The following is a 26,139-nucleotide window of genomic DNA, read 5'->3' on the forward strand; positions in this document are numbered from 1 at the left end:
TATATATACTAGCTTACATTAAGTAAGTGATAACATTTATCAAGGAGGATAAAATGAATAAATCATTTGAAATTGGCACATTACTTTTAAGAGTTATTACAGGTATTATCTTTTTTGTTCACGGTTTATCAAAGTTTCAGGGAATGGAGGGCACCATCCAATTTTTCGGCAGCATAGGCCTTCCAAGCTTTATGGCGTATGTCATCGCAGCGATTGAACTCATTGGCGGAGTGCTTGTCTTCTTCGGATTGGCTACACGTATTGTCGGTGTACTGTTCGCTCTTACACTGATCGGCGCCATCATCACTGTTAAGCTGAAAGCGCCATTCATGGGCAATGCAGAATTTGATTACCTTCTGCTTTTGACATCCATTCACCTGGCGCTTACTGGAAGTCGATTCCTGGCGCTGGACCCATTTGTGTTTAAAGGAAAAAAGAACGAAAACGTTTCAGCATAAGAAAAGAGGCATGCAGCATGACCAGCATTCATGAGGATACACACATTGGCTATGCCAAACTCACAATTCGCAGTCTGGAGCGTTCGCTTCAGTTCTACTGTAACGTCATCGGTTTTCAAGTCTTAAAAAAGACGGATCGCCAAGCTGAATTAACGGCTGACGGGAAACGCGTACTGCTTATTCTTGAAGAAAATCCGAGCGCTGTCGTCTTGCCTGAACGGTCTGTGACAGGCCTTTATCACTTTGCGATTCTTCTTCCGGACAGGAAAGAACTTGGGATCGCGCTCGCCCGCCTGATTGAACACGGCATTGCTATCGGACATGGAGACCATGCTGTCAGCGAAGCGCTCTACCTGTCTGATCCTGACGGAAACGGCATTGAAATGTACGTTGACCGCCCCCGCAGCACGTGGCAGCGTGATCGGGAAGGAAACTATGTCATGACGACAACCGCTGTTGACATTGAGGGCCTTCTGGAAGAGGCAGGAGATGAGCGGAAAACATCGCTTCCGAACGATACAATCATCGGACACATTCATCTGCATGTCAGTGATTTGAAAGAAGCAAAGGCGTTTTATACAGATGTACTGGGCTTTGACATTGTCGGAAACTATGCGGGCATGTCCGCCCTCTTCGTTTCAGCCGGGGGGTACCACCATCATATCGGCTTAAACATTTGGGCGGGAAGAAATGCGCCGCCTAAACCGACAAATGCCAGCGGACTAGATTATTACACTGTTGTCCTGCCTCACCAAGAGGAGCTGGATTTGGTGGCAAACCGAGTCAAACATGCCGGGTATTCGATTGAAGAGACGGAAAACAGCTTTCGTGTGAAAGACCCTGTTTCCGGCGCCTATATTACATTTGTGATTTAACTGCAATCCCCTTGCCGAAATAACGGCAGGGGGATTTTTTATTTTTGTCCGCCTTGTTATGATGAGAGAACCAACTTGTTAGGAGGCGTTTACATGGAACTCAACCACCTTGTGACGGGCAAAATAGCATTAAATCAATATGTGCATCGCTTAGAGCAAAAGGATGTTTCATTTTACGTCCACTACTGGGGAGCGATGACGAACCACTATAACACACTGCTTCATAAGCATTCCTTTTATGAAATTTGTTACGTGGTAAGAGGTGAAGGATATTACCTTGAAGGCGATCGTACATATCCGCTTCGTGAACAGACGATTTTTTTGTCAAAGCCGGAGCATTTGCACCAAATCAAAAGTGAAACAGGGCTGTTCCTTTTTTACGTCGCTTTCGAGCTGAGCGAGGATCAGTCAAGCGCCGAATGGATCAAAGTGATGGAAGAAGTGAAACAAAGCCCCTTTATCACAATGCAATTGAAAGATGGCGAACCGCCGGGCCTGCTTTGGAAAACGTTAATGCTGCAAGCAGCGCAACCTGTCAATGCTTTTGACAAAGAGATCCTATCTCATTTGTCGCATGCATTGATCCTGTCATTAATCCAAACCTTTCTCCCGTACGCCCAACGCCCGAAACAAAAGCAGCCCATTCACACATCTTCTGCTTTGCTGACAGAGGTGAAACTGCACATAAAAGACAATCTGTCACAGCCGTTAAAGCTGACGGATGTCGCTAGCCACTTTCATATCTCAGGGAGGCATTTATCACGTTTATTTGCAGCAGAACTGGGCGTCAGCTACTCAGAATTTGTCCAAAATGAAAAAATAAACAAAGCTGCCGAACTGCTGAAATCAACGAATTTGTCGATTAAAGAAATAGCGGAAGAAATCGGTTTCTCAGTACATTATTTCACTCGCGTCTTTTCCGCTAAAATCGGCAGCTCTCCAGGGCTTTTCCGCTCCCTTTATAAAGACTCAAAAATGACTGCATTTCAAATCAATAAACCTTTTCAAAAAATCGAACAGGCCAAGCCGCACGAATAAGATGTCCTGAAATGACAAAACAATGTCTTCATATGATAAAGACGCGAGAAATCTCGTTGTCTTATAATCTTTTTAGAAAGCGGTTACAACAAGGGGTATTGCTGAAGGAGGGATGCATTGGCTTATGCTTGGTGTCGGGTGCTCTGCCATTCTTGAAAGAAGGGGAAGAAAGCCGTGAGTACAAAAAAGAAAGAGGCTGTAATAGGAAAAGAAAGCTTAGCTCATAAAGGGCTTTTACGAACGATTACATTGGTATCTACATTCGGCGGCCTGTTGTTCGGTTATGATACGGGTGTCATTAATGGGGCACTTCCTTTTATGGCAACTGCAGGTCAGCTGAATCTTACACCTGTTACAGAAGGACTGGTTGCGAGTTCCCTGCTTCTCGGGGCAGCCTTCGGGGCGATGTTTGGAGGACGTCTGTCCGATCGGCACGGCCGCCGAAAAACGATCCTTTATTTAGCCTTACTCTTCATCGCAGCCACACTTGGCTGTACCTTTTCACCAAACGCGTCCGTGATGATTGCCTTTCGTTTTCTGCTTGGACTGGCGGTTGGCTGCGCTTCTGTAACGGTTCCAACCTTTTTAGCGGAAATTTCGCCGGCAGAACGCAGGGGACGAATCGTGACACAAAATGAACTGATGATCGTAATTGGCCAGCTTCTGGCATACACCTTTAACGCCATTATTGGCAGCACAATGGGGGAGAGCTCAAATGTATGGCGGTATATGCTGGTCATCGCGACACTTCCGGCTGTTGTGTTATGGTTCGGAATGCTCATCGTGCCTGAAAGCCCGCGCTGGCTGGCAGCTAAAGGCAGAATGGGTGACGCCCTGCGGGTGCTTCGGCAAATCCGTGAAGACAGTCAGGCACAGCAGGAAATAAAAGAAATCAAACATGCGATTGAGGGCACAGCAAAAAAGGCCGGCTTTCATGATTTTCAAGAGCCGTGGATAAGGCGCATTCTATTCATTGGGATTGGAATCGCCATCGTACAGCAAATTACCGGTGTCAATTCGATTATGTACTATGGGACAGAAATTCTGAGAGAAGCCGGTTTTCAAACAGAAGCTGCATTAATCGGCAATATTGCAAACGGTGTTATTTCAGTTATTGCGGTCATTTTTGGGATATGGCTTCTCGGCAAAGTCCGTCGCCGGCCCATGCTGATCATCGGACAGATTGGCACGATGACAGCCCTTCTGCTGATCGGGATTTTATCCATTGTCCTTGAAGGAACACCCGCCCTGCCGTATGTTGTGCTGAGTTTGACCATTTTGTTTCTTGCGTTTCAGCAGACTGCCATTTCTACGGTGACGTGGCTGATGCTCTCGGAAATCTTTCCTATGCATGTGCGGGGGCTTGGCATGGGGATCAGCACCTTCTGCTTGTGGACAGCTAACTTTCTCATTGGATTCACCTTTCCCATTTTGCTCAATCATATTGGGATGTCGGCGACATTTTTTATCTTTGTCGCTATGAATATCCTAGCGATTCTATTTGTGAAAAAATATGTGCCTGAGACAAAAGGGCGGTCACTTGAACAGCTTGAGCATTCCTTTCGCCAGTATGGCCGCCGCGCTGATCAGGAAATCCAAAATCAAACAACTCACTTATCGTAACCTGAGATACCAGGAGGAATCTATCGATGAAACTATCTTATGTAACAGACAGCCTAGGGCATTTGCCTTTTGAAGACATGCTCGATTTTGCCGCAAAGCTTGGGATCGATACACTTGAAATGACAACCGGGGGCTGGTCGCCGGCACCGCACTTGAATCTTGATGAACTGCTGCAAAGCAGCGAAAAAAGAAAAGAATTTTCACAAGCGCTGGAAAAGCGGAACATGACACTTTGCGCATTAAACTGCTCGGGGAACCCTTTAGATCCGGGTGAATTGGGCAAATCGCACAGAGACATAACTGACAAAACGATGGAGCTGGCTAGACTATTAGGCGTCAAAAAAGTGATCATGATGAGCGGTTTGCCAGCCGGCAGCCCGGACGACAAAGTGCCGAACTGGATCACATACACAGTAAGCTGGCCTCCCGTTTTAAAAGATATCCTCAACTATCAATGGGAAGACGTTGCGATTCCATATTGGAAGAAGCTTGTCAAAAAAGCGGGGGCCTGCGGCGTAGAAAAAATAGCGCTTGAGAACTTCAGCTCTCAATTAGTCTATAACCCTGAGACTCTCTTTCGGCTCAGAAAAGCGGTCGGCCCGCTGGTCGGTTTGAATCTTGACCCGAGCCATTTATTATGGATGGGCGCAGACCCGATCATCGCAGCAAGGGAGCTCGGCTCAGCCATTCACCATGTCCACGGGAAAGATGTCAGAATTGAAAGATATTTATCAGCGGTCAACGGACTTTTAGAAACAAAAGAAGTGACAGATCCTGCAAACCGGGCGTGGAATTACGTAGCTGTCGGCTGCGGACAGGATTTACAGTGGTGGAAGGAATTTTTTTCAGTTGTAAAAATGATGGGATATGATGATGAGGTTTCTTTAGAAATGGAGGATCTGACGATGTCACCTGAAGCGGGCATCCGCACTTCTGTAGAAGCATTAAAACAAACCATCAGCCAATAGGAGGTTTTCATGATGATAAATGGAGAAAGAATCATCTCCAAGCCGCTGCGCTGGGCAATGGTAGGCGGCGGACGGCTTAGCCAGGTTGGGTATAAACATCGTACTGGAGCGCTGAGAGACAATACTGCTTTTCAATTAACTGCCGGCGCTTTTGATATCGATGCCGAAAGAGGAAAAGACTTCGGGATGAACCTTGGAGTGGATGCGGAACGCTGTTATCCCAACTATCAAACCATGTTTGCCGAGGAAGCGAAAAGACAGGATGGCATAGAGGTAGTATCGATTGCCACTCCGAACGGCACTCATTATGAGATTTGTAAGGCGGCGCTTGAAGCAGGACTGCATGTCATCTGTGAAAAACCGCTGTTCTTCACTTCAGCAGAGGGTTATGAAATCAAAGCGCTCGCAGAGAAAAAAGGGAAAATTGTCGGCGTGACGTACGGTTTTTCAGGCAATCAAATGCTTCTTCAAATGCGTGCGATGATTGAACAAGGAATGATCGGCGATATTCGGGTGGTTGACTTGCAGTACACACACGGTTTTTGTGCAACAGATGAAGGTGAAAAGATAAGCGCTGCACAGAAATGGCGTGTCGACCCTGCGATCGCCGGGCCAAGCTTTGTGCTGGGCGATTTATCTACCCACACGTATTATATGTCACAGCTTATTATGCCAAAGATGAAAATTAAGGAGCTGCTGTGTGACCGACAGAGCTTCGTCGGCAGCCGCGCACCGCTAGAGGATAATGCCCATGTGCTGATGCATTATGAAAATGGAGCGGTCGGAACGATGTGGACATCGTCAATCAATGCCGGATGTATGGATGGCCATAGAATCCGGATTGTCGGCTCAAAGGCAAGCATTGAGTGGTGGGACAGCAAGCCAAATGAACTGACGTATGAAGTGCAGGGAGAGCCGGGCCAGACACTCGTTCGCGGCATGCCGTATTTAGATGATGTTTGCAACGCCGATGAACGACTGGGCGCCTTACACAGCGAAGGGCTGTCCGAAGCATGGGCCAATATTTATCTTAAATTTGCCATTGCGATAGACGCCAAAAACCGTGAAGATGAAGAAATCTTGAACAACTTGGTTTATCCTGACATTGATGCAGGGATCGAGGGCATTCGCTGGATTGAGAACTGCGTGCGCTCGGCAAACCAAGGGTCAGTTTGGGTTGAATTTAAATAAATGAGGGAATGCGCCGCATATGACATAAAGTTCATATGCGGTTTTTATTTTCCAGAAACTCCTGTCAAAAATGCCCTGAGGCAGGTATGATAAGAAGGGAATTGGGTATCGGGAGTGATGAGCGTGAAAGCTCTTTTTTTTACGAGAATGTTCACCTTGATGGTGAGCTGTTTAATGTATCTGTCCATTGTGAAAGAGGATAACTGGTTTGGATATGTATTTATAGCAGCAGGTGCTGCCATGTATGCAGCCAATCATGTTTTGCTGACAAAAGAGACAAATGCCATCTGGTTCTGCCTGATTGATATTGCAATCGGCTTTTCGTTCGGATTTATCTTTCCCGGCACAGGTTTGTTCATTATTATGCTTTGTCCGGTTGCGGTCGCCTTTTTTCTGCGGGGGTTTCCTAAAAGAACAGCATGGTCTGTCTTATGTCTTTCCTCTATTTTATTTTTGACCGTCCTCATCCGTACATATGCGATGTTCGGCAATGAATTTGTCATTGATCATTTGACTAGCATGACATTCGTTGTCTTCTGCGGTGTCGTGGGCAAATTAATCCGCAAGCTGTTGGATGCGCAGGATACGGCAAAACAGCAGTTTCAGGAACTGACGGAGTCCCATCTGGCGTTGTCTGCTGCACATCAGGAGCTCCATTTATATGCGAAGCAGGTTGAAGAGCTGACTGCCATTTACGAGCGGAACAGAATGGCGCGGGAAATCCATGATACAGTGGGGCATAAAATGACGGCCCTTCTCGTCCAGCTGCAGCTTTTGCGTGAATGGCAAAAAAGAGACAGCCAAAAAGCGGATGAGACAGTAGGTGTCTGTGAAACACTTGCCCGTGAAGCGCTTGATGATGTCCGCTTATCAGTACGCACTTTGCAAACTGAAAACGATCCTTCGCTAATCGAATCGCTGAAACAGCTGACAGAGGACTTTTGCAAAAATGCAGGAGTCACAACAGAATTTGCGGTCAGCGGTGATCCTGCAATCATCCCGCTGTCTCTCCATCCGACCCTGATCAGAACGGTGCAGGAAGCACTGACCAATGCCAAACGGCACGGCGGCGCCGCAGCTTGTTCGATACAGCTTGCCTGCACAACGGACAGCATCAGCCTTGTCATTAAGGATGACGGCAAAGGCAATCCCGAGGCAGCACTTGGTTTTGGTCTCTTGAATATGAAAAAGCGGGCAGCGGAACATGGCGGAATGATCCGCTTTGAAAGTGAACAGGATCAAGGATTTACTGTGAATGCAGAATTTTCACTTGTCAATAAAAAATGGAGCTTCAGGCCCGTGCAGCAAAAGGAGAGTTTATCATGATTAAGATCATCATTACCGACGATCAGGATATCGTCAGAGAAGGGCTGGCATCCCTGCTCCAGCTCCGAGAAGAGCTCGATGTGATCGCAACGGCGCGAAACGGACAGGAAGCCTTCGAAAAGGCGAAAGAGCTGGAGCCGGATATCGTGTTAATGGACATCCGCATGCCGGTTTCCAACGGGGTGGAGGGAACAAAATTAATCACAAGCTCGCTGCCCGGCGTAAAGGTTTTGATGTTGACAACCTTTAAGGATTCAGCGCTGATTGCTGAAGCGCTTGAAGAAGGAGCAAGCGGGTATCTGCTGAAGGATATGTCGGCAGATACGATTGTAAAAGCAGTGATGACAGTTCATTCTGGCGGAATGGTGCTTCCGCCGGAATTGACTGCCCAAATGCTGAATGAATGGAAGCGTGAAAAACAGCTGAAAGGAATAAATGAGATAGAAAAACCTAACGAGCTGCTCGACCTGACCGAGCGCGAAATTGAAGTTCTGGCTGAGCTGGGGTACGGGCTGAATAACAAAGAAATTGCCGAAAAGCTTTTCATTACAGAAGGCACAGTCAAAAACCACGTTTCAAATATCATCAGCAAGCTGGCTGTCAGGGACAGAACCCAAGCCGCCATTTACTCGGTCAGATATGGTATATCTGTCTTTTGACATATGACGTTTTGCATATACGCTTCTCTGAAAAGGCCTTTTACAGGCCTTTTTTTCATGCCCTATGTTCTATCTGCCGCTACATGCCGCACGCCTTTCTTTCTTCTACAATGGCAATGGATCAAAAAAAGGAGTGAAACGACTTGCTGCAAGCAGAAAACATCAAAAAGGCATATGGAAAAAAAACAATCGTGAAAGGCATTTCTTTTTCCCTTCAAAAGGGGGAGTCGTTCGGTCTGCTCGGGCCAAACGGTGCGGGGAAGTCCACAACCATCTCGATGATTTCCGGCCTTGTGCCGCATGACAGCGGGAACATCACGGTGGGCGGCTATGTTATCGGAAAAGAAACGGCCAAAGCGAAACAAAAAATCGGCATTGTTCCGCAGGAAATTGCATTATATCCGACGCTGACGGCTCATGAGAATCTTATGTTTTGGGGGAAAATGTACGGACTTACGCACGGTGAGGCCAAAAAAAGAGCGGCTGAGGTCCTTGAATATGTCGGTCTGACTGAGCGGGCTAAAGATAAGATTGAAACATTCTCCGGGGGGATGAAACGAAGAATCAACATCGGTGCGGCTTTAATGCATAAGCCCGAGCTGCTGATTATGGATGAACCGACTGTCGGTATTGACCCTCAATCGAGAAATCACATTTTAGAAACGGTCAAACAGCTCAACGAAACGGGCATGACAGTGATCTATACGAGTCATTACATGGAAGAAGTTGAGTTTTTATGCGACCGGATCGGGATAATTGATCAGGGGGAAATGATTGCGATTGGCACAAAAACTGATTTGTGCAGCCGCCTTGGAGGCGATACCATCATTCAGCTCACGGTCAGCGGGATCAATGAAGCCTTTCTTTTGGCGATCCGATCTCTGGCCCATGTGAATGATGTAACAGTCCAGGAGTCAGAGCTCAAAATCGACATTTCTGCGGCTCATCATGAGAAAGTCGTCACCAGTCTGCTTGCTGAAGCTGCTGCTCATCATATAAACCTGCTGTCCCTTCAGGTGCAGGAACCGAATCTGGAGCGCCTGTTTCTGAATCTGACCGGCCGCACGTTGCGGGATTGAGGAGGGACGGCAATGAAAAAAAGCATATGGATCGCATGGAAAGATGTGAAAATCAGAATCACGGACAGAAAAGGGTTTATGATGCTTATCCTAATGCCGCTCATCCTAACCTGTATTTTAGGCGCAGCGCTCGGATCAGTTGTTGACGGAGGCAGCCGGATTGATGATATCAAAGTCGGCTACATTCAATCAGACCAGTCAGATACAGCAAACATGTTTACAAAAGATGTTCTCAAAAAAATGAAGTCGATAAAGGTCACAAAAGTCGGCAGCAAAGACAAGATGAAAAAACTGATTGATGAAAAGAAAATCGATGTAGGCATCGTTATCCCGAACCATTGGGAAGCCGGCAAAACCTCAGCTGTTGTTAATGCCGCTCCTGATCAAACATTGAAAAGTTCCATCATTGAAACAGCTGCAAGCTCATTTATAGAGCAATATAAAGCGGTAAAGGAAGCCGCGTCAGGCTCAATGGACTACATCAGTAAAACGGAAGCTGTAAAGCAAGGAAAACTTGACCCTGCACAGTTTGCAGAAAAGCTGGCAAAGACGCTAGAAAAAGAAACAGGTGACAAGCTGACTATTGCGGAAAAATCTGTCGGCAGCAAAGCCGTTACCAGTTTTCAATACTATTCGGCGGCAATGCTTTGCATGTTTATGCTGTTTCATATCACAGTCGGGGCGAAATCATTTTTACAGGAAAAGGATACGGAGACGCTTGCCAGAATGCTGATGACGCCTGCGCAAAAATCCGTCATTCTCTTCGGAAAATGGCTTGGGACGTATCTGTTTGCCATCATACAATTTTTCATATTTCTGATCGTCACAATCAACGTATTTGGTGTGGACTGGGGCGGTAATCTGCTGTTCGTGAGTGTACTCGGGCTTTCTTACGCCGCAGCTGTATCTGGTATTTCAATGCTGCTTGCGTCGTGCATCAGCGATATGAAAACTGCAGATGCGATAGGCGGCTTCGGCATTCAATTGCTTGCGGTTCTCGGCGGGTCCATGCTGCCGCTGTACCAATTTCCGGACGTCTTGCAGTCTGTATCCAAAGCGGTGCCAAATCGCTGGGCGCTTGACGGCTTTCTTTCTTTAATGGAAGAGGGAGGCTGGGCTGACCTTCAAAAGCCTGTGCTTCTTTTTGCGGCGATCGGCTTTTGTTCACTTGTAATTGGTATCAGACGGCTTCATACAAGATAAGGAGGTACAAAAGGTGAAAAAAATTCTAGCCATTTGCGGCATTGAGCTTTCTCTCATTTTTAAGAAGCCACAGAACTATTTGATCATGTTTGCTGCCCCGCTTTTGCTTACCTTTGTATTTGGGAGTATGCTCAGCGGCAATGATGATAAGGTGCGGCTTGCAATCGTTGATCAGGACGATACGATTCTCTCACAGCATTATATTCGGCAGCTGAAGGCACACGATGATATGTATGTATTCGAAAACATGTCTGAAAGCAAAGCGTCAGAAAAGCTGAAACAAAAGAAAATTGCCGGGATCATCGTCATTTCCCGCTCGTTCCAGACACAGCTGGAAAAAGGCAAACATCCTGAGCTGATTTTCCGTCACGGCCCTGAGCTGTCGGAAGCGCCGATGGTCAAACAATATGCAGAAAGCGCATTGGCAACGCTCAATATTCAGGTGACCGCGGCAAAAACGGCATCTCAGACAGCGGGAGAGAACTGGAAGGCGGCGTATAAAACGGTTTTCGCCAAAAAACATGAAGATATAGTTCCGGCTGTAACACGACAGACGCTCAGTGATAAAAAAGAGGGTGCGGAAGCAAGTGACACAGCCTCCAGAGCAGCAGGGTTTTCCATCCTGTTTGTCATGCTGACCATGATGGGAGCGGCTGGAACTATTTTAGAAGCAAGGAAAAACGGCGTATGGTCCAGATTGCTTACAGCCTCTGTCAGCCGAGCCGAAATCGGTGCTGGGTATGTGCTGTCCTTCTTTGTCATTGGCTGGATTCAATTTGGCATATTGCTTCTTTCCACCCATTGGCTGTTTGGCATCAACTGGGGGAATCCGGCTGCAGTTATTGTATTAGTGTCACTTTTTCTATTGACCGTTGTCGGCATTGGATTGATGATTGCGGCCAACGTCAGAACGCCAGAACAGCAGCTTGCGTTCGGCAACTTGTTTGTCATCGCAACATGTATGGTGAGCGGGATGTATTGGCCGATCGACATTGAACCGAAATTTATGCAATCCATCGCTGAATTTCTTCCGCAAAAGTGGGCGATGAGCGGGTTGACAGAGATTATCGCTAACGGTGCCCGCGTCACAGATATTCTCGGAATCTGCGGCATTTTGCTTGCATTTGCTGCGATCACTTTCGCAGCGGGGCTGAAAGCGCTCCGAGCCTAAAAAACATCTGCCGTTTAGGCAGATGTTTTTTTGCATGTGGGTACATTCGTATGGGTGCAGCCTGAACTGCGGTTAATCCTTATCTATCATAGCTAAAATTGATTCCAGCCAAGAAACGTAATTTTTCTCCCGCTCCAGCGCTTTCGTTAGCACAAGATAGTGGCCGAAGTCCGGTGAAGAAAATGACATCGGCTCTGCTGAAGCCATAAGCTTTTCATAGCTTCCCTGTAAGTCAGAAAGCTTGGCCTGGCGTTTTTGCAGCTGGTCTTTGAACAAATCAGAAGCCTCCTGGCGCGATAGACAAGAAATGAAATAAGCCTTCAGCATAAATTCATCCTTCACCGTCTCGGGTATCGGCTGGTGGCGGATCAGCCAGTCATGCAGCTCCTGCTTTCCGCTGTCTGTCAGGGTGTACATCTTTTTCTCCAGCTTTGTGCCCTGAATCGTTGTCCGGAACGTGATAAATCCTTCATCCGTCAGCTTTTTGAGCTCAGGGTAAATCTGGCTGTGCTTGGCGCTCCAAAACTGGCCGAGCTCCTCTTTAAAATAACTCGTAATATCGTATCCACTCAATTCGCCTTTTCGCAAAAGCCCTAATATGGCGTATTTTAATACTCTCATGCTATCCTCCGTGTCTGGCTGTTTCGCAAAACAGATGAGCCGGTGCTCAACTGTGATTCTAACTGCCTATTCCCCTTATTATAGAAAAGGGAGGAAGGGAACACAACCGGGCTCTTTGGAAATGAAGATAAAAGGTTTGTCAGAAGGTATCCGATTTATCTCCGTCAATATAAAAGAGATTTAAATTTAATTTTCAGAAAAAATAGTAACGATATTGATTTTTTATATATAATAGGAAATTGGTGGTATGAAAATTTTTTGGGGGAATAAACGTGAAAAAAGTACTTATGGCATTCATTATTTGTTTATCGCTGATTCTATCTGTTTTAGCCGCTCCGCCGTCTGGCGCAAAAGCTGAGTCAGTACATAATCCTGTCGTTCTTGTTCATGGAATAAGTGGTGCATCATACAACTTTTTCGCTATTAAAAACTACTTAATTTCTCAAGGCTGGCAAAGCAACAAACTGTACGCAATTGATTTTTATGATAAAACAGGAAACAACCTAAATAACGGCCCGCAGCTTGCTTCATATGTTGACCGTGTTTTAAAAGAGACTGGGGCAAAAAAAGTAGATATTGTGGCTCATAGTATGGGAGGCGCCAATACGCTGTACTATATTAAATATTTAGGCGGGGGCAATAAGATTCAAAATGTCGTAACGCTTGGAGGGGCTAATGGTTTAGTGTCATCAACCGCGCTGCCGGGCACAGACCCTAATCAAAAGATCCTCTATACATCTATTTACAGTCTCAATGATCAAATTGTCATCAATAGCTTGTCTCGGTTACAAGGAGCGCGAAACATCCAGCTTTATGGCATCGGTCATATTGGCTTGCTTTCTAATAGCCAAGTGAACGGCTATATCAAAGAAGGGCTGAATGGCGGAGGCCTCAATACAAATTAATATCTTCAAAAAACAACCTGCTGTCTCCGTTACAGTGGGTTTTTTCGTCTGAGAAAGCCATAGGGTCTTATGACCTTAGTCTATCATGCATACGTCAATTTATGACATCAGGCACTTTTTCAAATAGAGCGGACATGTTAAGGTACAACCATCGATTTCTATCAATTTGAAATAAAAGGAGCGCTGTTATGCAAATTAAAGAAATTTTTATGATCCGCTGCGTTTCGTGCTTAAGTGTCGTCTTGCTCCATATCATTTCAATGGTCCTGATGCTTCAGGCAGAAGCTCTTGCAGATATTTCTCACACTGTTGATTCTTTCCGCACACTCCTGATGTTCAGCACGCCCGCTTTTATTTTCATCTCTGAATTTTTACTGGCCCGTTCTTATCCTGATGGGGTGCCTGACGGTTTTTTAAAGAAGCGGGGAAAAGTGATTTTTGTTCCTTTTTTATTTATCGCGGCCATCGATGCGCTGCTGATGACCAGTGCGATGGGGGGAGAGGTAACCTTTCTCGCGTTTGTGCAAAAATATCTGGCGAACGTATTCTTAGGAAACTTTATCGGATACTTCATTCTCGTCATCTTTCAATTTTACATGCTGCATATGATGTTTCATGAGTACTTGAAAAAAACATCGCCGAAATGGGTGCTGTCTATCTCATTTGTGGTGACAGCCGCTTATTTAGGCTATTTCTCCGCAGCCAGCCCGGCTCCTGCTTCTGAAGAGGGCGGGGCATTTCCGTTCTTCTGGGTTCCGTTCGCAGGCTGGCTTTTCTACTTTTGTCTAGCCTACTATTGCGGAAAAGAATACAAGCGTTTTTTAGCGCTGCTGAACCAATACCGCTGGGTGGTGTACGGCGCCGCAATTGCTTCTGGGGCGCTGGTTGTCACTGTTTCTTATGTCGGTGAAATCGGCATGATCAGCTCGAAGCGGCCTGATATCATGCTGTATTCAACAAGCATGATTTTCCTGTGTTTTCACTTGTTTTCCAAAATGAAGCATGTGCCGAAAATCATGATGTTTATCAGCAACTATTCCTTTTCGATTTATCTGCTTCATGCCTATTTTATGATTATAGGCTACGTGTTGCTTTTGAATATGCCCGAAATTCCTGCCGTACCGGCTGTTCTCCTGCTGTTTGCCGTGTGTACAGCCGGCCCGATTCTGACCTCGTGGGCACTGAATAAATTCAAATACGGGTATTTATTTGTGGGGAAAATTTATCAGCCAAAACAGAAGAAGGTAACAGTCGAAGTGCGTGATCACGCAGGGTGAAAAACAAGCGGCAGGAGGGCTCCTGCCGCTTGTTGTGTATTAAATCATACAGCATACACAATCTTTTTCTTGTAAAATAAAGGAGAAGAGTGAATAGAAGGGAGAACATTCATGACATCAGTCAATCTAAGCTACCCAATAGGAGAATACAAGCCGAGGGAATCCATATCGAAGGAGCAAAAAGATAAATGGATTCAAGTACTTGAAGAAGTGCCGGCAAAATTGAAGCAAGCTGTAGAGGGCATGACGGACAGCCAGCTTGACACACCGTACCGGGACGGTGGATGGACCGTTCGGCAAGTTATTCATCATCTGGCTGACAGTCATATGAACAGCTATATTCGTTTTAAATTGAGCTTGACGGAAGAGACACCGGCTATCCGTCCGTATGATGAAAAAGCATGGTCGGAGCTAAAAGACTCGAAAACGGCAGATCCGAGCGGCTCACTCGCGCTTTTGCAGGAGCTTCACGGAAGATGGACGGCTCTGCTCCGCACCCTGACGGATCAGCAATTTAAGCGCGGATTTTATCACCCTGATACAAAGGAGATCATTACCCTGGAGAACGCGCTCGGCCTGTATGTCTGGCACTCACATCACCATATCGCTCATATTACGGAGCTTTCCAGACGGATGGGGTGGTCTTAACGCTTTTGCCGGCGGAAAGCCGGAATACTGATAGCAGCAATCACCAGAAGTGAGACCACAGCAGCCGCTGCATATAAATGATCATAGCCGCTGGCGACACTCGCATGAATGGCGTCGCTTATCGCGGTTTTGACTTCAGGAACGGGAATGCGTTCGATTTGTTCTTGTAAAGAAGAAACATCAGAACTGTCGATCTCCGGAATCATCTGCATCGCCTTTTCTGAATATCCGCTGTGCGATAAGCGGCTGTTAATCTCATCACCTATTTGGTCAAACCCGGATGTGATAAAACCTGCATAAAGAGTAGGCGCCAAGGTCAGTCCAATTTGCCTTACTAATGAAAGCGTGCCAAGAGCCGTACCCTTATTTGTTTTTGCCGCTTCTGATACAAGGACGTTCAGCGGAGCGCCTAACAGAAAGCCAAAACCGATCCCAGCTGCCACACTTGCGATCACAAACTCCCATTTTTCCGTGACCCAGAGCGGAAATAAAGCAAACCCCGCACATGAGATGATTCCCGAAAGAATAACGGTTTTTACAGGACCTTTTTTGTCGGTAAGCGCTCCGCCAAGCCAAGCGCCGATTCCGGAAGCCAACGCAAGCGGTGTCATCCAATAGCCTGCTTTTGCGGCAGGGACACCCAAATACTGCTCGACATATGACGGGATAAAAATGACTGCCGCCAAGAGCCCCCCGGATAACAAACCGATGATAAGCGTGCGCTGAAACATATGGTTTCGCAGCAGAGAATACGCCAAAATGGGATCGCCTCCTCGCATTTCAACTCTCTTTTCATACGAGATAAGCGCTGCAAAACAGAGTATGCCAAAAATAATACATCCATAAACCTCCGGATTCCCCAAGCTGTGTAAGAGATTTGCCCCGTCAAGATTGGTCATGCCGTACATCACAGCTAAAATCGACAGGGACAAAAGGAAGATTCCGGCCGCATCGAGGCGCTTAGCCTCAGGTGCTTTTGTTTCCGCGATAAAACATGCGCCGAAAACAACCAATAGCACGGCAATCGGCAAATTAATCAAAAACAGCCAATGCCAAGACCCGGTCCAATCAAGCAGAAAGCTTCCGATATTTGGCCCGAGCACAGCGGCCATCCCGTTCATTGCGCCAAGCAGCCCAAGCGCCTTCCCTTGTTTTTCCTTTGGGAGGGTCGCGAGAATGTGAGAGCTGCCGATGATGAAAATCCCGCCGCCTCCAAGCGCCTGAATCAGCCGCGATATCAGAAAGAGCGGGAAGCTTTGGCTCAAAGCAACAAGCAAAGAACCAAGTCCGAACAGGCAAACCTCAATGAGAAAGAGTTTTTTTCTGCCGTAGCGGTCGGAAAGCTTTCCGACGATTGGCACACTGACGCTAAGACCGAGCGTATAAAGGGTGATGCCCCATGATCCCCAGGAAGGAGAAACGGCAAACGACTCGTTTATCGTTGTTAAAGCAGCCGAAATAATTCCGTTATCTAAAGCAGCCATAAACACGCCAATCGTAAACAGGCTGATTGCCCACTTTTGGCTTTTCTGCTCTGTTAATGCTTCAGACATTTTCGTCAACTCCTTTTAGTTCACTTGAAATATATTATTCATTTTAAATGAACTAAATGTCAAATAAAAAAAGCCTGCTCCCGCAGTTTGCGGATGACAGACTTACAGATTTATTCTTTTTTCGCATTCTCTAATGCTCTTGAAAGGATAGACAGCCCTTCGGAAACAGCCTGCTTTTCTTCAGGGGACAGCAGCTCTAATGAACGCTTCAATTTCAGGTGGCCTTTTTCATACAAACCCCGGAAAATCTTTTTCGCATTTTCTGTCAACTGAACAACTACAGAGCGGCGGTCCTCTTCAGAATGTGAGCGTTTGACAAATCCTGATTTTTCAAGCCGGTCAAGCAGCCCAGTTGTATTGGATAGGGAAGCCCCCATTTTTTCAGCAATGTCGCTCACTTTCAATGTTCCATGGTTGTTTAATAGCATCAGCACCTTCATTTGCGGCATGCTCATATCCAGTTTCATCCACTCGGACACATCACCGAGCCCGGCGGACGTTAAGACTTTCATATAGAGCACCCATATTTCCCGTTCCTCCGATGAAAGAATGTTTTCGTTTAATACTGTTGTATCGTGTAAATTATATTCCATTTCATCACTTCCTCATCATTCACTCCTCTTACCATATTACTCGATTTTCACTCCTGAAAGAAAGTGAGCAGAAACCGCATGCGGGACTTTGTCCGAAAAATAACGGTAGTGTATAATGAGTTGGAGATTATTGGGGGAGAGGATCGAACTAGAATATGATTGGAGAGACCATTGCTGATTAAAAAGAATGCTTTATCAATATTAAAAATCGTTTTTCCTATTGCTGTTTTGCTATTTGTTATTTATCAATCGAAAAAAGAACTGACAAATCTGTCATTCAAACGTACGCTCATGGTCATCAACGGACTGGAACGAACGGACTTATTCATGCTTGTGTTGATCGGCTTGCTGGCTGTTGCGGCCATGTCGCTGTATGATTACGTCCTGAAATACTCACTGCGCCTATCGATCACAAACGGAAAAGTATTCAGGGTTTCCTGGATCGCCAATTCATTTAATAATGTGTTGGGATTCGGCGGTTTAGCCGGAGTCGGGTTAAGAATGATGTTCTATAAGGAGCATACGAAAGACCATAAGGCACTCGTGAAAGGAATCGCCTGGCTCACATCATCTATGCTGCTCGGATTATCTGTTTTCAGCATTTTCGTCGCTGCGAGAGTGCTGCCAGTGGATGAAGTGATTCATGAAAAGCCTTGGCTATGGGCGGTCGTTATCGGTTTTGCGCTGATATTGCCGCTGTCTTTGGCGGTGTCCAAAATAAAAGACCGCAAAGCTGGGGACGAAGAGAATGCGGATAAAGTGAAAAATCCGATTTTCGCATATATTGGAGCTTCAGTTGTTGAATGGCTCATGGCCGGGACCGTCATCTATTTTGCTTTGTTCGCTATGGGCATTCATGCAGATATCAGGTATGTGTTCGGGGTGTTCGTCATTGCGGCGATCGGAGGAATGATCAGCCTCGTGCCGGGCGGCTTCGGCTCGTTTGACCTTTTATTTTTGCTGGGGATGGAGCAGCTTGGCTATCATCAAGAGGCCATCGTTACTTCTATTGTGTTGTACAGGCTCGCCTATTCATTTATCCCATTTATCTTGGGACTGTTCTTTGCCGCAGGCGACCTGACGGAAAATACAATGAAGCGGCTCGAAACGAACCCGCGCATCGCACCGGCAATTGAGACGACAAACGTTCTGCTTGTTGTTCAGCGTGCGGTATTAGTGAGAATTTTGCAAGGCTCGCTTTCCCTTATTGTGTTCGTAGCAGGTCTGATTGTCTTGGCCTCAGTTTCCTTGCCGATTGACAGGCTGACGGTTATACCGCACATTCCGCGCCCGGCGCTTTTGCTGTTCAACGGCCTGTCCTTAAGCTCAGCACTCATTCTGCTAATATTGCCGATCGAGCTTTATAAACGGACAAAACGTTCCTACACGATGGCCATTACAGCGCTTGTCGGCGGCTTTGTGTTCAGCTTTTTAAAAGGGCTTAACATCAGCGCGATATTCGTACTGCCGATGATTATCGTATTGCTTGTGCTATTGAAAAAACAATTTGTCCGCGAACAGGCATCCTATACACTGGGACAATTGATATTCGCTGTGGCGCTGTTTACTGTGGCACTCTTTAACTACAATCTGATCGCGGGCTTTATTTGGGACCGGATGAAGAAGGTGCTGCGTCACGAATATTTCGTCCACAGCACCTCGCATATTACACATGCAACCATCATGGCGATCATCATTGTGCCGCTGTTCTTCTTGATATTTACAGTGGTCTATCATAAGAGAACGAAACCGATCGGAGAGCAAGCTGACCCTGAGCGTCTTGCTGCGTTTCTTAATGAAAAAGGCGGCAACGCGCTGAGCCATCTCGGTTTTCTTGGAGATAAGCGGTTTTATTTTTCCAGCGATGGGAATGCACTGCTTCTATTTGGGAAAATCGCCAGAAGGCTGGTCGTGCTTGGCGATCCATCTGGCCAAAGAGAATCATTCCCGCTCGTGCTGGAAGAATTTCTAAACGAAGCGCATCAGAAGGGATTCAGTGTTTTGTTCTATCAAATTGAACGAGAGGACATGGCGCTGTATCACGATTTTGGCTACAACTTCTTTAAATTGGGCGAGGAAGCATATGTAGATTTAAATACATTTACCTTGACTGGGAAGAAAAAAGCCGGCCTTCGGGCAATCAATAACCGCTTTGAGCGGGAGGAGTATACTTTCCATGTGGATCATCCCCCATTTTCTGATGCGTTTTTGGAGGAGCTGAAGCAAATCTCAGACGAATGGCTCGGCTCGAAAAAAGAGAAGGGATTCTCGCTCGGATTTTTTGATCCTTCCTATTTACAGAAAGCGCCGATCGCCTATATGAAAAATGCAGAAGGAGAGATCGTTGCATTCGCAAATGTCATGCCGATGTACCAGGAAGGAGAGATATCGGTCGATCTGATGCGCTATCGCGGCGACGCTCCAAATGGCATTATGGACGCATTGTTTATCCGTATGTTTTTATGGGCAAAGGAAGAGGGCTGCACGTCATTTAATATGGGGATGGCACCCTTGGCCAATGTCGGCACTGCCTTTACATCCTTCTGGTCCGAAAGGTTTGCCGCTGTCATTTTTAATAATGTCAGATACATGTACAGTTTCAGCGGCCTAAGAGCCTTTAAAGAAAAATATAAACCGGAGTGGCGAGGGAAATACTTAGCGTATCGGAAAAACAGATCTCTTTCTGTCACCATGTTCCTCGTTACACGTCTGATTGGCAAAAGCAAAAAAGACTCCGTCTAATAAGACGGAGTCTTTTTTTATTTCGTTTTTAAGAAGTAGGTTTCAATATCATCAAGCAGGTAGTTTGCGGCTTTAATTCCGCCTGCGGTTGTCCATACGACGTCATCGACTTCATGTGCATTACCTGACTTCACGGCCTTCAGGTTTTTCCATAGTGAACTGCTTGTCCACTGATTGGCCCATTTTTCATTTTCTTTTGCATTATCGGCTTTATAAGTGAAATAAAACAGCACATCAGCATCCATATCAGGAATAGATTCTTTACTGTCGGTTGAGAACGTAAATTGGTCCTTTTGTTTCTTGAACAGTTCTACTTGTTTTTCAGGGCGTTTGAAGCCAAGCTGGTCTAAAATAATCCCTGAGAATGAATCGGTATAATAGATTCTTGATTCACCGGATAAAAAGCGTACGACTGAAACGGTTTTGTTTGTCTGGTCGCCCAGCTTGTTTTTTAAATCAGAAACACGTTTATCAAAATCGGCAATGACTTCCTTGCCTTTGTCCGCCTTATTCACCGCGTTGGCGTATAGAGTCAGGTTATCCTTCCAGTTCCCGGCCAAAGATTCAGCAAAAACAGTCGGCGCAATCGCATTTAACTGATCATAAATTTTTTCCTGGCGCACTTTGTTTCCAATAATCAAATCAGGCTTTAATTCTGCGATGGCTTCCACATTCGGTTCCGTTTCAAGACCGACGTTTTTAACACCTTTCATGTCATCTTTCAGATAGTCATACCACGGGTCGCCCTTCCATGACTTTACGGCTCCGACCGGCTTAATGCCAAGCGCTAAGAGCGCCTCTGTTCCTTCATTAGTTAAAACAACAATCCGTTTTGGATTGGCGGGAATGTTGTCTGATGTCCCCATTGCATGTTTGACCGTTCTTGTTTTGCTGCTTGACCCCTCGCTGTTACTTGAACTTTCTGAACTATTACAGGCAGAAAGTACTATAACGGCCATTAAAAATACGAATAGCATGCTGATATGCTTTTTCATCTTTTTCCTCCCAATATTGAAATTCATTATCATTTAGATCATAATAAGCAGTGTTAAGAGTGTCAATCCCTAATTGAGGATTATTCTCAAAAACAAACATTACATAGTAAATAACTAGGAGAATTAGATCATGATCTGCAAAAAGGCATCTTCAAAATGGATTGTGTTAGTATGTCTGATTTTCATTTTACTGGCGGCTGTCTGCGCAAGCGTCGTGTACGGCTATACAGGTACGTCATGGAGACAGGTCTATCAGGCGTTTACTTCCTTCAACGGAACAAATGAGCATGTCATCATCAAGGATGTCAGGCTTCCGCGCGCTTTGGTTGCGACAGTCGTCGGCGCCTCGCTGGCAGCCGCGGGCGCTCTCATGCAGGCGCTCACAAAAAATCCGCTTGCGTCACCGGGGATTTTCGGAATTAACGCCGGTGCAGGTTTTTTTATTGTTGCCGGATCGTTTTTTCTGCATATTCAGTCACCTCAGGCATTAGTATGGAGCTCGTTTCTGGGGGCAGCATTTACCGCCGCGATCGTCTATGCAGCAGGCTCGCTTGGGAGGGAAGGGCTGACGCCAATTAAACTGACGCTGGCGGGAGCTGCCATGGCAGCCATGTTTTCTTCTCTGACACAGGGCTTGCTGTCTGTCAACGAACTCGAGCTTGCCCAGGTGCTTTTTTGGCTGACTGGCTCTGTGCAGGGCCGGAGTCTGGATCTGTTGATGACGATGTTTCCATATGCAGCGGCAGCGCTGGTAATCTGCTTCTTTCTCGGCCAAAAAATTAATCTCCTCGTTATGGGAGAAGATGTGGCAAAAGGACTCGGCCAAAAAACAGGCCTGCTGAAATTTGTGATGGCGCTTTGTGTTGTCATGCTTGCAGGGTCCGCTGTCGCCATTGCCGGGCCGATTTCTTTTATCGGCATCATTATTCCGCATTTTGCCCGCTTTGTCGTTGGTAATGATTATCGCTGGGTTCTGCCATTTTCCGCTGTTTTGGGTGCCATTTTGCTTGTTTGCGCGGATATCGGTGCGCGATATATCATTATGCCTCAGGAAGTTCCTGTCGGGGTCATGACCGCCATCATCGGAATGCCTGTGTTTGTGTACATCGCAAGAAGGGGGGCGAAGCTATGAAACTTCGTTTTGGCGTTACTGCGGCTGAAAAGAAAGCGTGGATCGTCTTTTTGGTTTTACTGGGGTTAACAGCTGCTGTACTCATCATAAGCGCTGGTCTTGGACAAAGGTTTATTCCTCCCTGGGATGTAGCAAAAACATTCTTTGGTGCAGGTTCCAAGCTGGATGAACTGATGATCATGTCGTTCCGCATGCCAAGAATTTTGACGGCTTTATGCGCCGGTGTCTGCTTGGCAGCGGCAGGCGCGATATTGCAGGGGCTCGTCAGAAACCCTCTCGCATCTCCGGATATTATCGGAATAACAGGAGGAGCGGCGGTAGCGGTCGTGCTTTTAATGATGTTCTTCTCAGACCGCAGCAGTTCACTTACGATCAGTCTGTCATGGCTTCCAGCAGCCGCATTTATCGGCGCATCGGCTGTCGGGCTCATCGTCTATTTACTGGCATACAAAAATGGCGCCTCCACATTTCGGCTGGTGCTTATCGGAATCGGATTTTCAATGTCGGCGCAGGCGATGACTACCCTGTTGATGATCAAAGGCCCGATTTACCGGGCATCACAAGCCAATGTATATATCACTGGGTCAGTTTATGGGTCAAACTGGCAGCATGTAAAAATAGCTATTATCTTATCTGTCATTCTCTTATTCATTTGTTTTGTCGCGCTAAAAAATATGAATATACAGGTGCTGGGTGAAGATATTGCGGCGGGTGCAGGAAGCGCTGTGCAGCGAAATCGTTTTTTCTTGCTCCTTTTGAGTACGGCTCTTACTGGTTGTGCAGTTTCAGTTGCCGGCACAATCGGTTTTGTCGGGCTGATGGCGCCCCATATTGCAAGACGGCTTGTCGGCTCATCTTATGGCGCGCTGCTCCCAGCGTCGGCACTTATTGGAGCTCTGCTCGTTTTAACAGCTGATATCGTCGGCAGAACCTTATTTGCTCCGGTGGAAGTGCCGGCCGGCGTCTTTACAGCGGCTATCGGCGCACCTTATTTTATTTATTTGCTCTATAAAACAAGAAATTCTTGATCGTTACACCCATTTTCTTAAAAAAGAAAATGGGTTTTTTTGATAATGACTGAAGATTCGTAATTATTTTTGCTATACTGACAGAGACATTGATAAAGAAAGGGCGGCAGATGAATGAAAGAAGCAGAGGTATTAAAATATGAAGCATTTACAAGCAGTCCCGGCAAAGGAAACCCCGCAGGCGTCGTTTTGCAGGGAGACGATTATACGGAAGACGAGATGCAGATCATAGCTGAACGTGCCGGGTATTCAGAAACCTCCTTTATCCGAAAAAGCGAGTCGGCCGATCTTGAACTCCGTTACTTTACCCCTGGACACGAAATGAATTTGTGCGGTCATGCGACAGTTGCTTCTCTTTACGCATTATGTGAGAAAGGAATGCTGGAGAGCGGTAAAACGTACAGCATCCAAACGAAAGCGGGTATCCTGCCTGTGAAGATTTCTGAAAAAGATGGCCGCATTCATATCACGCTTGAACAGGCCTCTCCGCAATTCAAACCATTTACAGGCGATCGGAAAAAACTTGCGGACGCACTGGGTATCACCGATGAAGATTTTCATGAAGACCTTCCGATTGTGTTTGGCAGCACTGGCATATGGACAGCCATCGTTCCGCTTAAATCATTGGAGGCTTCCAAAAAAATGGTGCCAGATAACAAACAATTTCCGGAAGTGTTAGTTGATCTGCCAAAAGCTTCAGTCCATCCGTTTACCTTTGAAACCGTCCATCCCGACAGCGACCTGCACGGGCGCCACTTTTCATCCCCGTATTCGGGAACGATTGAAGACCCCGTGACCGGCACAGCATCCGGCGTGATGGGGGCTTATATGAAACATTATGGCAATGCCGAGCAGCATAAATTTATCATTGAACAAGGGCAGGAAATTGGAAAAGACGGAAAAGTGGAGATCGAAATGAACGAAGCCGGCGGCCATGTGAAAGTGAACATGACAGGAACAGCCGTTTACTCAGAAACCCGTATTCTTAAAATCTAATACGGATGATGGTTTACAAAAAGATGCACTTTCCGTTATCATTATGAAATGATAATCATTTTCAATTGCATAGGAAGGTGAGACGGTATGCCTCAAACCGAACAAATACATCAGCATTCAGTACTGCGGGACATCATACGCAGCAGAAGATCGATTCGAAAGTTTAAACAAGAGCCAGTACCTTCAGCAGTCATTCTTGACATGCTTGAAACGGCAAAATATGCGCCAAATCACAGAGTGACAGAGCCATGGAGATTTATTTACGTTTCCAGTGAGACAGGTAAAGCGAACCTCATTAATACATTTGCAGCGTTCTCTAAGAAATCCAAGCCGGATATGACAGAGGAAAAGCTTCAAAATTTCAAAAACACACTTGGGCGCGTTCCGGGATTTCTCCTCGTCGTGTTTCAGGAAGATGAAAACGAAAGAGCGCGGGACGACGATTTTGCGGCAACAAGCTCGTTGATTCAAAATCTTCAGCTTCTCGCTTGGGAAAAAGGAATCGGCATGGTTTGGAAAAGCGGAAAAATCCTTTATGACAAAGAAGTCCATCAGGCCTTTGGTTTACAGGATAATGAGCGTTTCGCCGCCATCATACAAACAGGTTATCCTGACGAGGCGCCGGAAGTGAAAAAACGCACACCGATCCGCGACCGATTCACTGAAATGTAAAAAACCCCTTGTCTCAAACGGAGACAAGGGGTTTTTCATTAACGAGATTTCTTTTTCGCTCTGTTGTCGGCTGCTTTCGCACGCTCTTGCGCTTCGCGGTCATCTGCATCAGCAAGCTCGGTTGAATATTCTTCGTAAACGCCGTCAGTTTCCCTTTTTAAGGCATCGGGAACTTGTGGAAGCTTTTGTTTGTTTTTATCACGGTTTTTGTGGATATGATTTCTGCCCATATCAAATTCCCCCTAAAAAGTGATATCAAACAAATATAGTATTTGGTTTTAAGGGGCTATGTATTCCTACTTCCGCTTAGCAGCTTTTTCCGCTTTTTTAAATTCGCCTGAATAAAGAACTTCCTGCATTTTTTTCAGGTTGGCGCCTTGCTGGTGCTTCTCCCTCTTTTTTTCCATAAAAAGGACCTCCTTCAACCATGTTATTCTTAAGGTTGACGCTTCCTGCTGTTTTTATACAGTCTTTCGGTCCGCTATCAGCTGTGAGAGTGCAAATTCAAGATCCGAATATGTAAAACGAAATCCAGAGGTTATCGCTTTTTTCGGAAGAGCGCGCTGTCCTTTCACAATCAAAAGACTCATTTCACCCAATGCTTTTGATAAAAAGAATTCCGGGACGGGGAGCCAGTGCGGGCGGTGCTTCACCCGTGCAATCGTTTTTCCGAATTGCTTCATGTCCACAGGATTGGGCGCGGTGACATTCATTGGGCCTGAGATGCCGACGTTTTCCACCGCATATCGGATCATCTGGGCCGCATCCTCGACATGAATCCATGACAGCCACTGCCTTCCCGTTCCGATCGTTCCGCCGGCCAGAAACTTATAGGGGAGAATCATGAGCGGGAGAGCGCCTTTTTCTCCAAGCATCACGCCAAATCTCGCATAAACCGTCCTGATGCCCATCGCCTCAATATGCTGTCCTTCCTTTTCCCACAGGTGTGCAGTATGGCTGAGAAAATCCTCATCTGACGTTGCAGAATCCTCTGTGAAGGTTTTCTCAAGACTAGTGCCGTAAATACCCACGGCACTGGCTTGGATCAATGTGTTCGGCTTCTCCTTCTGTTTCTGAATAAGCCGCTGCACTTCACGCGTCGCATTGATACGGCTGGAGAGAATGTGCTGCTTTGTTTTATTTGTCCAGCGGCCAAAAATCGATTTTCCCGCAAGGTTTATCCAGACATCAATATGAGGAAGTTCCTGCTCCGGGGCGGCTCCTTCCGTCAGCCATTGGACATATGTCATATTTTTTTGTTCAGTTTCCCGTGCGTTTCTTGATAAAATATAAACATGGTGTCCCTGGCGGGTAAGAACGCCTGTCAGATGCTGGCCGAGAAAACCGGTTCCGCCCGTCATTGCGATATTCATGAACATCTCTCCT

The 26,139-nt window shown here is 46.3% G+C and carries 26 protein-coding genes; 19 read left to right on the top strand and 7 right to left on the bottom strand.

All coding sequences use genetic code 11. The features are described 5' to 3' along the window. Window positions 1-53 precede the first annotated feature (53 nt). The 11 genes from catD to lnrN all read left to right on the top strand — a co-directional run bounded on the left by catD (window position 54) and on the right by lnrN (window position 11,591). On the top strand, window positions 54-458 hold the full coding sequence (gene catD / locus MKY50_RS04495; RefSeq protein WP_015252533.1) for a DoxX family oxidoreductase CatD: 405 nt from the start codon (window positions 54-56) through the stop codon (window positions 456-458). Between the two features lie 17 nt (window positions 459-475). Continuing rightward, window positions 476-1,333, top strand: coding sequence for a catechol 2,3-dioxygenase (gene catE / locus MKY50_RS04500; protein ID WP_341116226.1), 858 nt, complete (start codon window positions 476-478; stop codon window positions 1,331-1,333). A 93-nt stretch (window positions 1,334-1,426) separates the two neighbouring features. Then, the gene (locus MKY50_RS04505; RefSeq protein ID WP_003243004.1) at window positions 1,427-2,371 is read left to right on the top strand and encodes an AraC family transcriptional regulator; all 945 of its coding nucleotides are present in this window, start codon (window positions 1,427-1,429) and stop codon (window positions 2,369-2,371) included. A 174-nt stretch (window positions 2,372-2,545) separates the two neighbouring features. Further along, window positions 2,546-3,994: a sugar porter family MFS transporter gene (locus MKY50_RS04510; protein WP_251233488.1), complete on the top strand. Its 1,449-nt coding sequence runs from the start codon at window positions 2,546-2,548 to the stop codon at window positions 3,992-3,994. A gap of 26 nt (window positions 3,995-4,020) precedes the next feature. Next, complete coding sequence (locus MKY50_RS04515) at window positions 4,021-4,962, top strand: sugar phosphate isomerase/epimerase family protein (RefSeq protein ID WP_341116228.1); 942 nt, start codon at window positions 4,021-4,023, stop codon at window positions 4,960-4,962. Window positions 4,963-4,971: 9 nt separating this feature from the next. After that, entirely contained in the window at window positions 4,972-6,153 is a 1,182-nt protein-coding gene (locus MKY50_RS04520) for a Gfo/Idh/MocA family protein (RefSeq protein WP_341116229.1), read from the top strand. Window positions 6,154-6,276: 123 nt separating this feature from the next. Further along, entirely contained in the window at window positions 6,277-7,479 is a 1,203-nt protein-coding gene (gene lnrJ, locus MKY50_RS04525) for a two-component system sensor histidine kinase LnrJ (protein ID WP_327839291.1), read from the top strand. Beyond that, window positions 7,476-8,138: a two-component system response regulator LnrK gene (gene lnrK / locus MKY50_RS04530; protein WP_101172078.1), complete on the top strand. Its 663-nt coding sequence runs from the start codon at window positions 7,476-7,478 to the stop codon at window positions 8,136-8,138. The genes lnrJ and lnrK overlap by 4 nt, the downstream gene beginning before the upstream one ends. A gap of 143 nt (window positions 8,139-8,281) precedes the next feature. Then, window positions 8,282-9,217, top strand: a complete 936-nt coding sequence (gene lnrL / locus MKY50_RS04535) for a linearmycin resistance ATP-binding protein LnrL (protein ID WP_033883282.1) — start codon at window positions 8,282-8,284, stop codon at window positions 9,215-9,217. A gap of 12 nt (window positions 9,218-9,229) precedes the next feature. Next, the gene (lnrM, locus tag MKY50_RS04540) at window positions 9,230-10,420 is read left to right on the top strand and encodes a linearmycin resistance permease LnrM (RefSeq protein WP_341116230.1); all 1,191 of its coding nucleotides are present in this window, start codon (window positions 9,230-9,232) and stop codon (window positions 10,418-10,420) included. 13 nt (window positions 10,421-10,433) lie between these two features. Continuing rightward, window positions 10,434-11,591 carry a linearmycin resistance permease LnrN gene (gene lnrN, locus MKY50_RS04545; protein ID WP_003243650.1) on the top strand — a complete coding sequence of 386 codons (1,158 nt, stop codon included), beginning with the start codon at window positions 10,434-10,436 and terminating at the stop codon, window positions 11,589-11,591. A gap of 72 nt (window positions 11,592-11,663) precedes the next feature. Here lnrN and padR read toward each other — a convergent pair whose 3' ends face one another. Next, window positions 11,664-12,212, bottom strand: coding sequence for a transcriptional regulator PadR (gene padR / locus MKY50_RS04550; RefSeq protein WP_003233588.1), 549 nt, complete (start codon window positions 12,210-12,212; stop codon window positions 11,664-11,666). A gap of 272 nt (window positions 12,213-12,484) precedes the next feature. On the opposite strand from padR, the gene estB reads away from it, so the two are divergent. From estB to bstA, 3 genes are all read left to right on the top strand, one after another. Next, window positions 12,485-13,117 carry an esterase EstB gene (gene estB, locus MKY50_RS04555; RefSeq protein ID WP_003243184.1) on the top strand — a complete coding sequence of 211 codons (633 nt, stop codon included), beginning with the start codon at window positions 12,485-12,487 and terminating at the stop codon, window positions 13,115-13,117. A gap of 188 nt (window positions 13,118-13,305) precedes the next feature. Next, window positions 13,306-14,394 (top strand): acyltransferase family protein, encoded by a 1,089-nt coding sequence (locus tag MKY50_RS04560; RefSeq protein WP_341116231.1) that lies wholly within the window; start codon window positions 13,306-13,308, stop codon window positions 14,392-14,394. Between the two features lie 111 nt (window positions 14,395-14,505). Continuing rightward, the gene (gene bstA, locus MKY50_RS04565) at window positions 14,506-15,042 is read left to right on the top strand and encodes a bacillithiol transferase BstA (protein ID WP_003233581.1); all 537 of its coding nucleotides are present in this window, start codon (window positions 14,506-14,508) and stop codon (window positions 15,040-15,042) included. Here bstA and MKY50_RS04570 read toward each other — a convergent pair. Together MKY50_RS04570 and MKY50_RS04575 are read right to left on the bottom strand one after the other, a co-directional pair. Beyond that, window positions 15,039-16,595 carry an MFS transporter gene (locus tag MKY50_RS04570; RefSeq protein ID WP_340958011.1) on the bottom strand — a complete coding sequence of 519 codons (1,557 nt, stop codon included), beginning with the start codon at window positions 16,593-16,595 and terminating at the stop codon, window positions 15,039-15,041. The genes bstA and MKY50_RS04570 overlap by 4 nt on opposite strands. 110 nt (window positions 16,596-16,705) lie before the next feature. Beyond that, window positions 16,706-17,188, bottom strand: a complete 483-nt coding sequence (locus MKY50_RS04575) for a MarR family transcriptional regulator (protein WP_015252522.1) — start codon at window positions 17,186-17,188, stop codon at window positions 16,706-16,708. A 171-nt stretch (window positions 17,189-17,359) separates the two neighbouring features. Between MKY50_RS04575 and mprF the strand changes: the two genes are divergently transcribed. After that, window positions 17,360-19,930 carry a bifunctional lysylphosphatidylglycerol flippase/synthetase MprF gene (gene mprF / locus MKY50_RS04580; RefSeq protein ID WP_003233575.1) on the top strand — a complete coding sequence of 857 codons (2,571 nt, stop codon included), beginning with the start codon at window positions 17,360-17,362 and terminating at the stop codon, window positions 19,928-19,930. 17 nt (window positions 19,931-19,947) lie between these two features. On the opposite strand, the gene MKY50_RS04585 is transcribed toward mprF, so the two are convergent. Beyond that, window positions 19,948-20,925 (bottom strand): ABC transporter substrate-binding protein, encoded by a 978-nt coding sequence (locus tag MKY50_RS04585; protein WP_285300132.1) that lies wholly within the window; start codon window positions 20,923-20,925, stop codon window positions 19,948-19,950. A gap of 130 nt (window positions 20,926-21,055) precedes the next feature. On the opposite strand from MKY50_RS04585, the gene MKY50_RS04590 reads away from it, so the two are divergent. From MKY50_RS04590 to MKY50_RS04605, 4 genes are all read left to right on the top strand, one after another. Continuing rightward, window positions 21,056-22,057 carry a FecCD family ABC transporter permease gene (locus MKY50_RS04590; protein WP_003233570.1) on the top strand — a complete coding sequence of 334 codons (1,002 nt, stop codon included), beginning with the start codon at window positions 21,056-21,058 and terminating at the stop codon, window positions 22,055-22,057. Further along, window positions 22,054-23,085, top strand: a complete 1,032-nt coding sequence (locus MKY50_RS04595; protein WP_003243057.1) for a FecCD family ABC transporter permease — start codon at window positions 22,054-22,056, stop codon at window positions 23,083-23,085. Before MKY50_RS04590 ends, MKY50_RS04595 begins: the two co-directional genes overlap by 4 nt. A 114-nt stretch (window positions 23,086-23,199) precedes the next feature. Beyond that, window positions 23,200-24,081, top strand: coding sequence for a PhzF family phenazine biosynthesis protein (locus tag MKY50_RS04600; RefSeq protein WP_003242763.1), 882 nt, complete (start codon window positions 23,200-23,202; stop codon window positions 24,079-24,081). A gap of 87 nt (window positions 24,082-24,168) precedes the next feature. Further along, entirely contained in the window at window positions 24,169-24,753 is a 585-nt protein-coding gene (locus MKY50_RS04605; RefSeq protein WP_003243940.1) for a nitroreductase family protein, read from the top strand. 38 nt (window positions 24,754-24,791) lie between these two features. On the opposite strand, the gene MKY50_RS04610 is transcribed toward MKY50_RS04605, so the two are convergent. From MKY50_RS04610 to MKY50_RS04620, 3 genes are all read right to left on the bottom strand, one after another. Next, window positions 24,792-24,983: a YfhD family protein gene (locus MKY50_RS04610; RefSeq protein ID WP_003233561.1), complete on the bottom strand. Its 192-nt coding sequence runs from the start codon at window positions 24,981-24,983 to the stop codon at window positions 24,792-24,794. 66 nt (window positions 24,984-25,049) lie between these two features. Continuing rightward, on the bottom strand, window positions 25,050-25,160 hold the full coding sequence (locus tag MKY50_RS04615; protein ID WP_003223230.1) for a YfhE family protein: 111 nt from the start codon (window positions 25,158-25,160) through the stop codon (window positions 25,050-25,052). Between the two features lie 54 nt (window positions 25,161-25,214). Further along, window positions 25,215-26,126 carry a TIGR01777 family oxidoreductase gene (locus MKY50_RS04620; RefSeq protein WP_167407989.1) on the bottom strand — a complete coding sequence of 304 codons (912 nt, stop codon included), beginning with the start codon at window positions 26,124-26,126 and terminating at the stop codon, window positions 25,215-25,217. Window positions 26,127-26,139: the final 13 nt, after the last annotated feature.

It is taken from the genome of Bacillus sp. FSL R7-0685 (genome assembly GCF_038002425.1).
Taxonomy (GTDB): domain Bacteria; phylum Bacillota; class Bacilli; order Bacillales; family Bacillaceae; genus Bacillus; species Bacillus subtilis.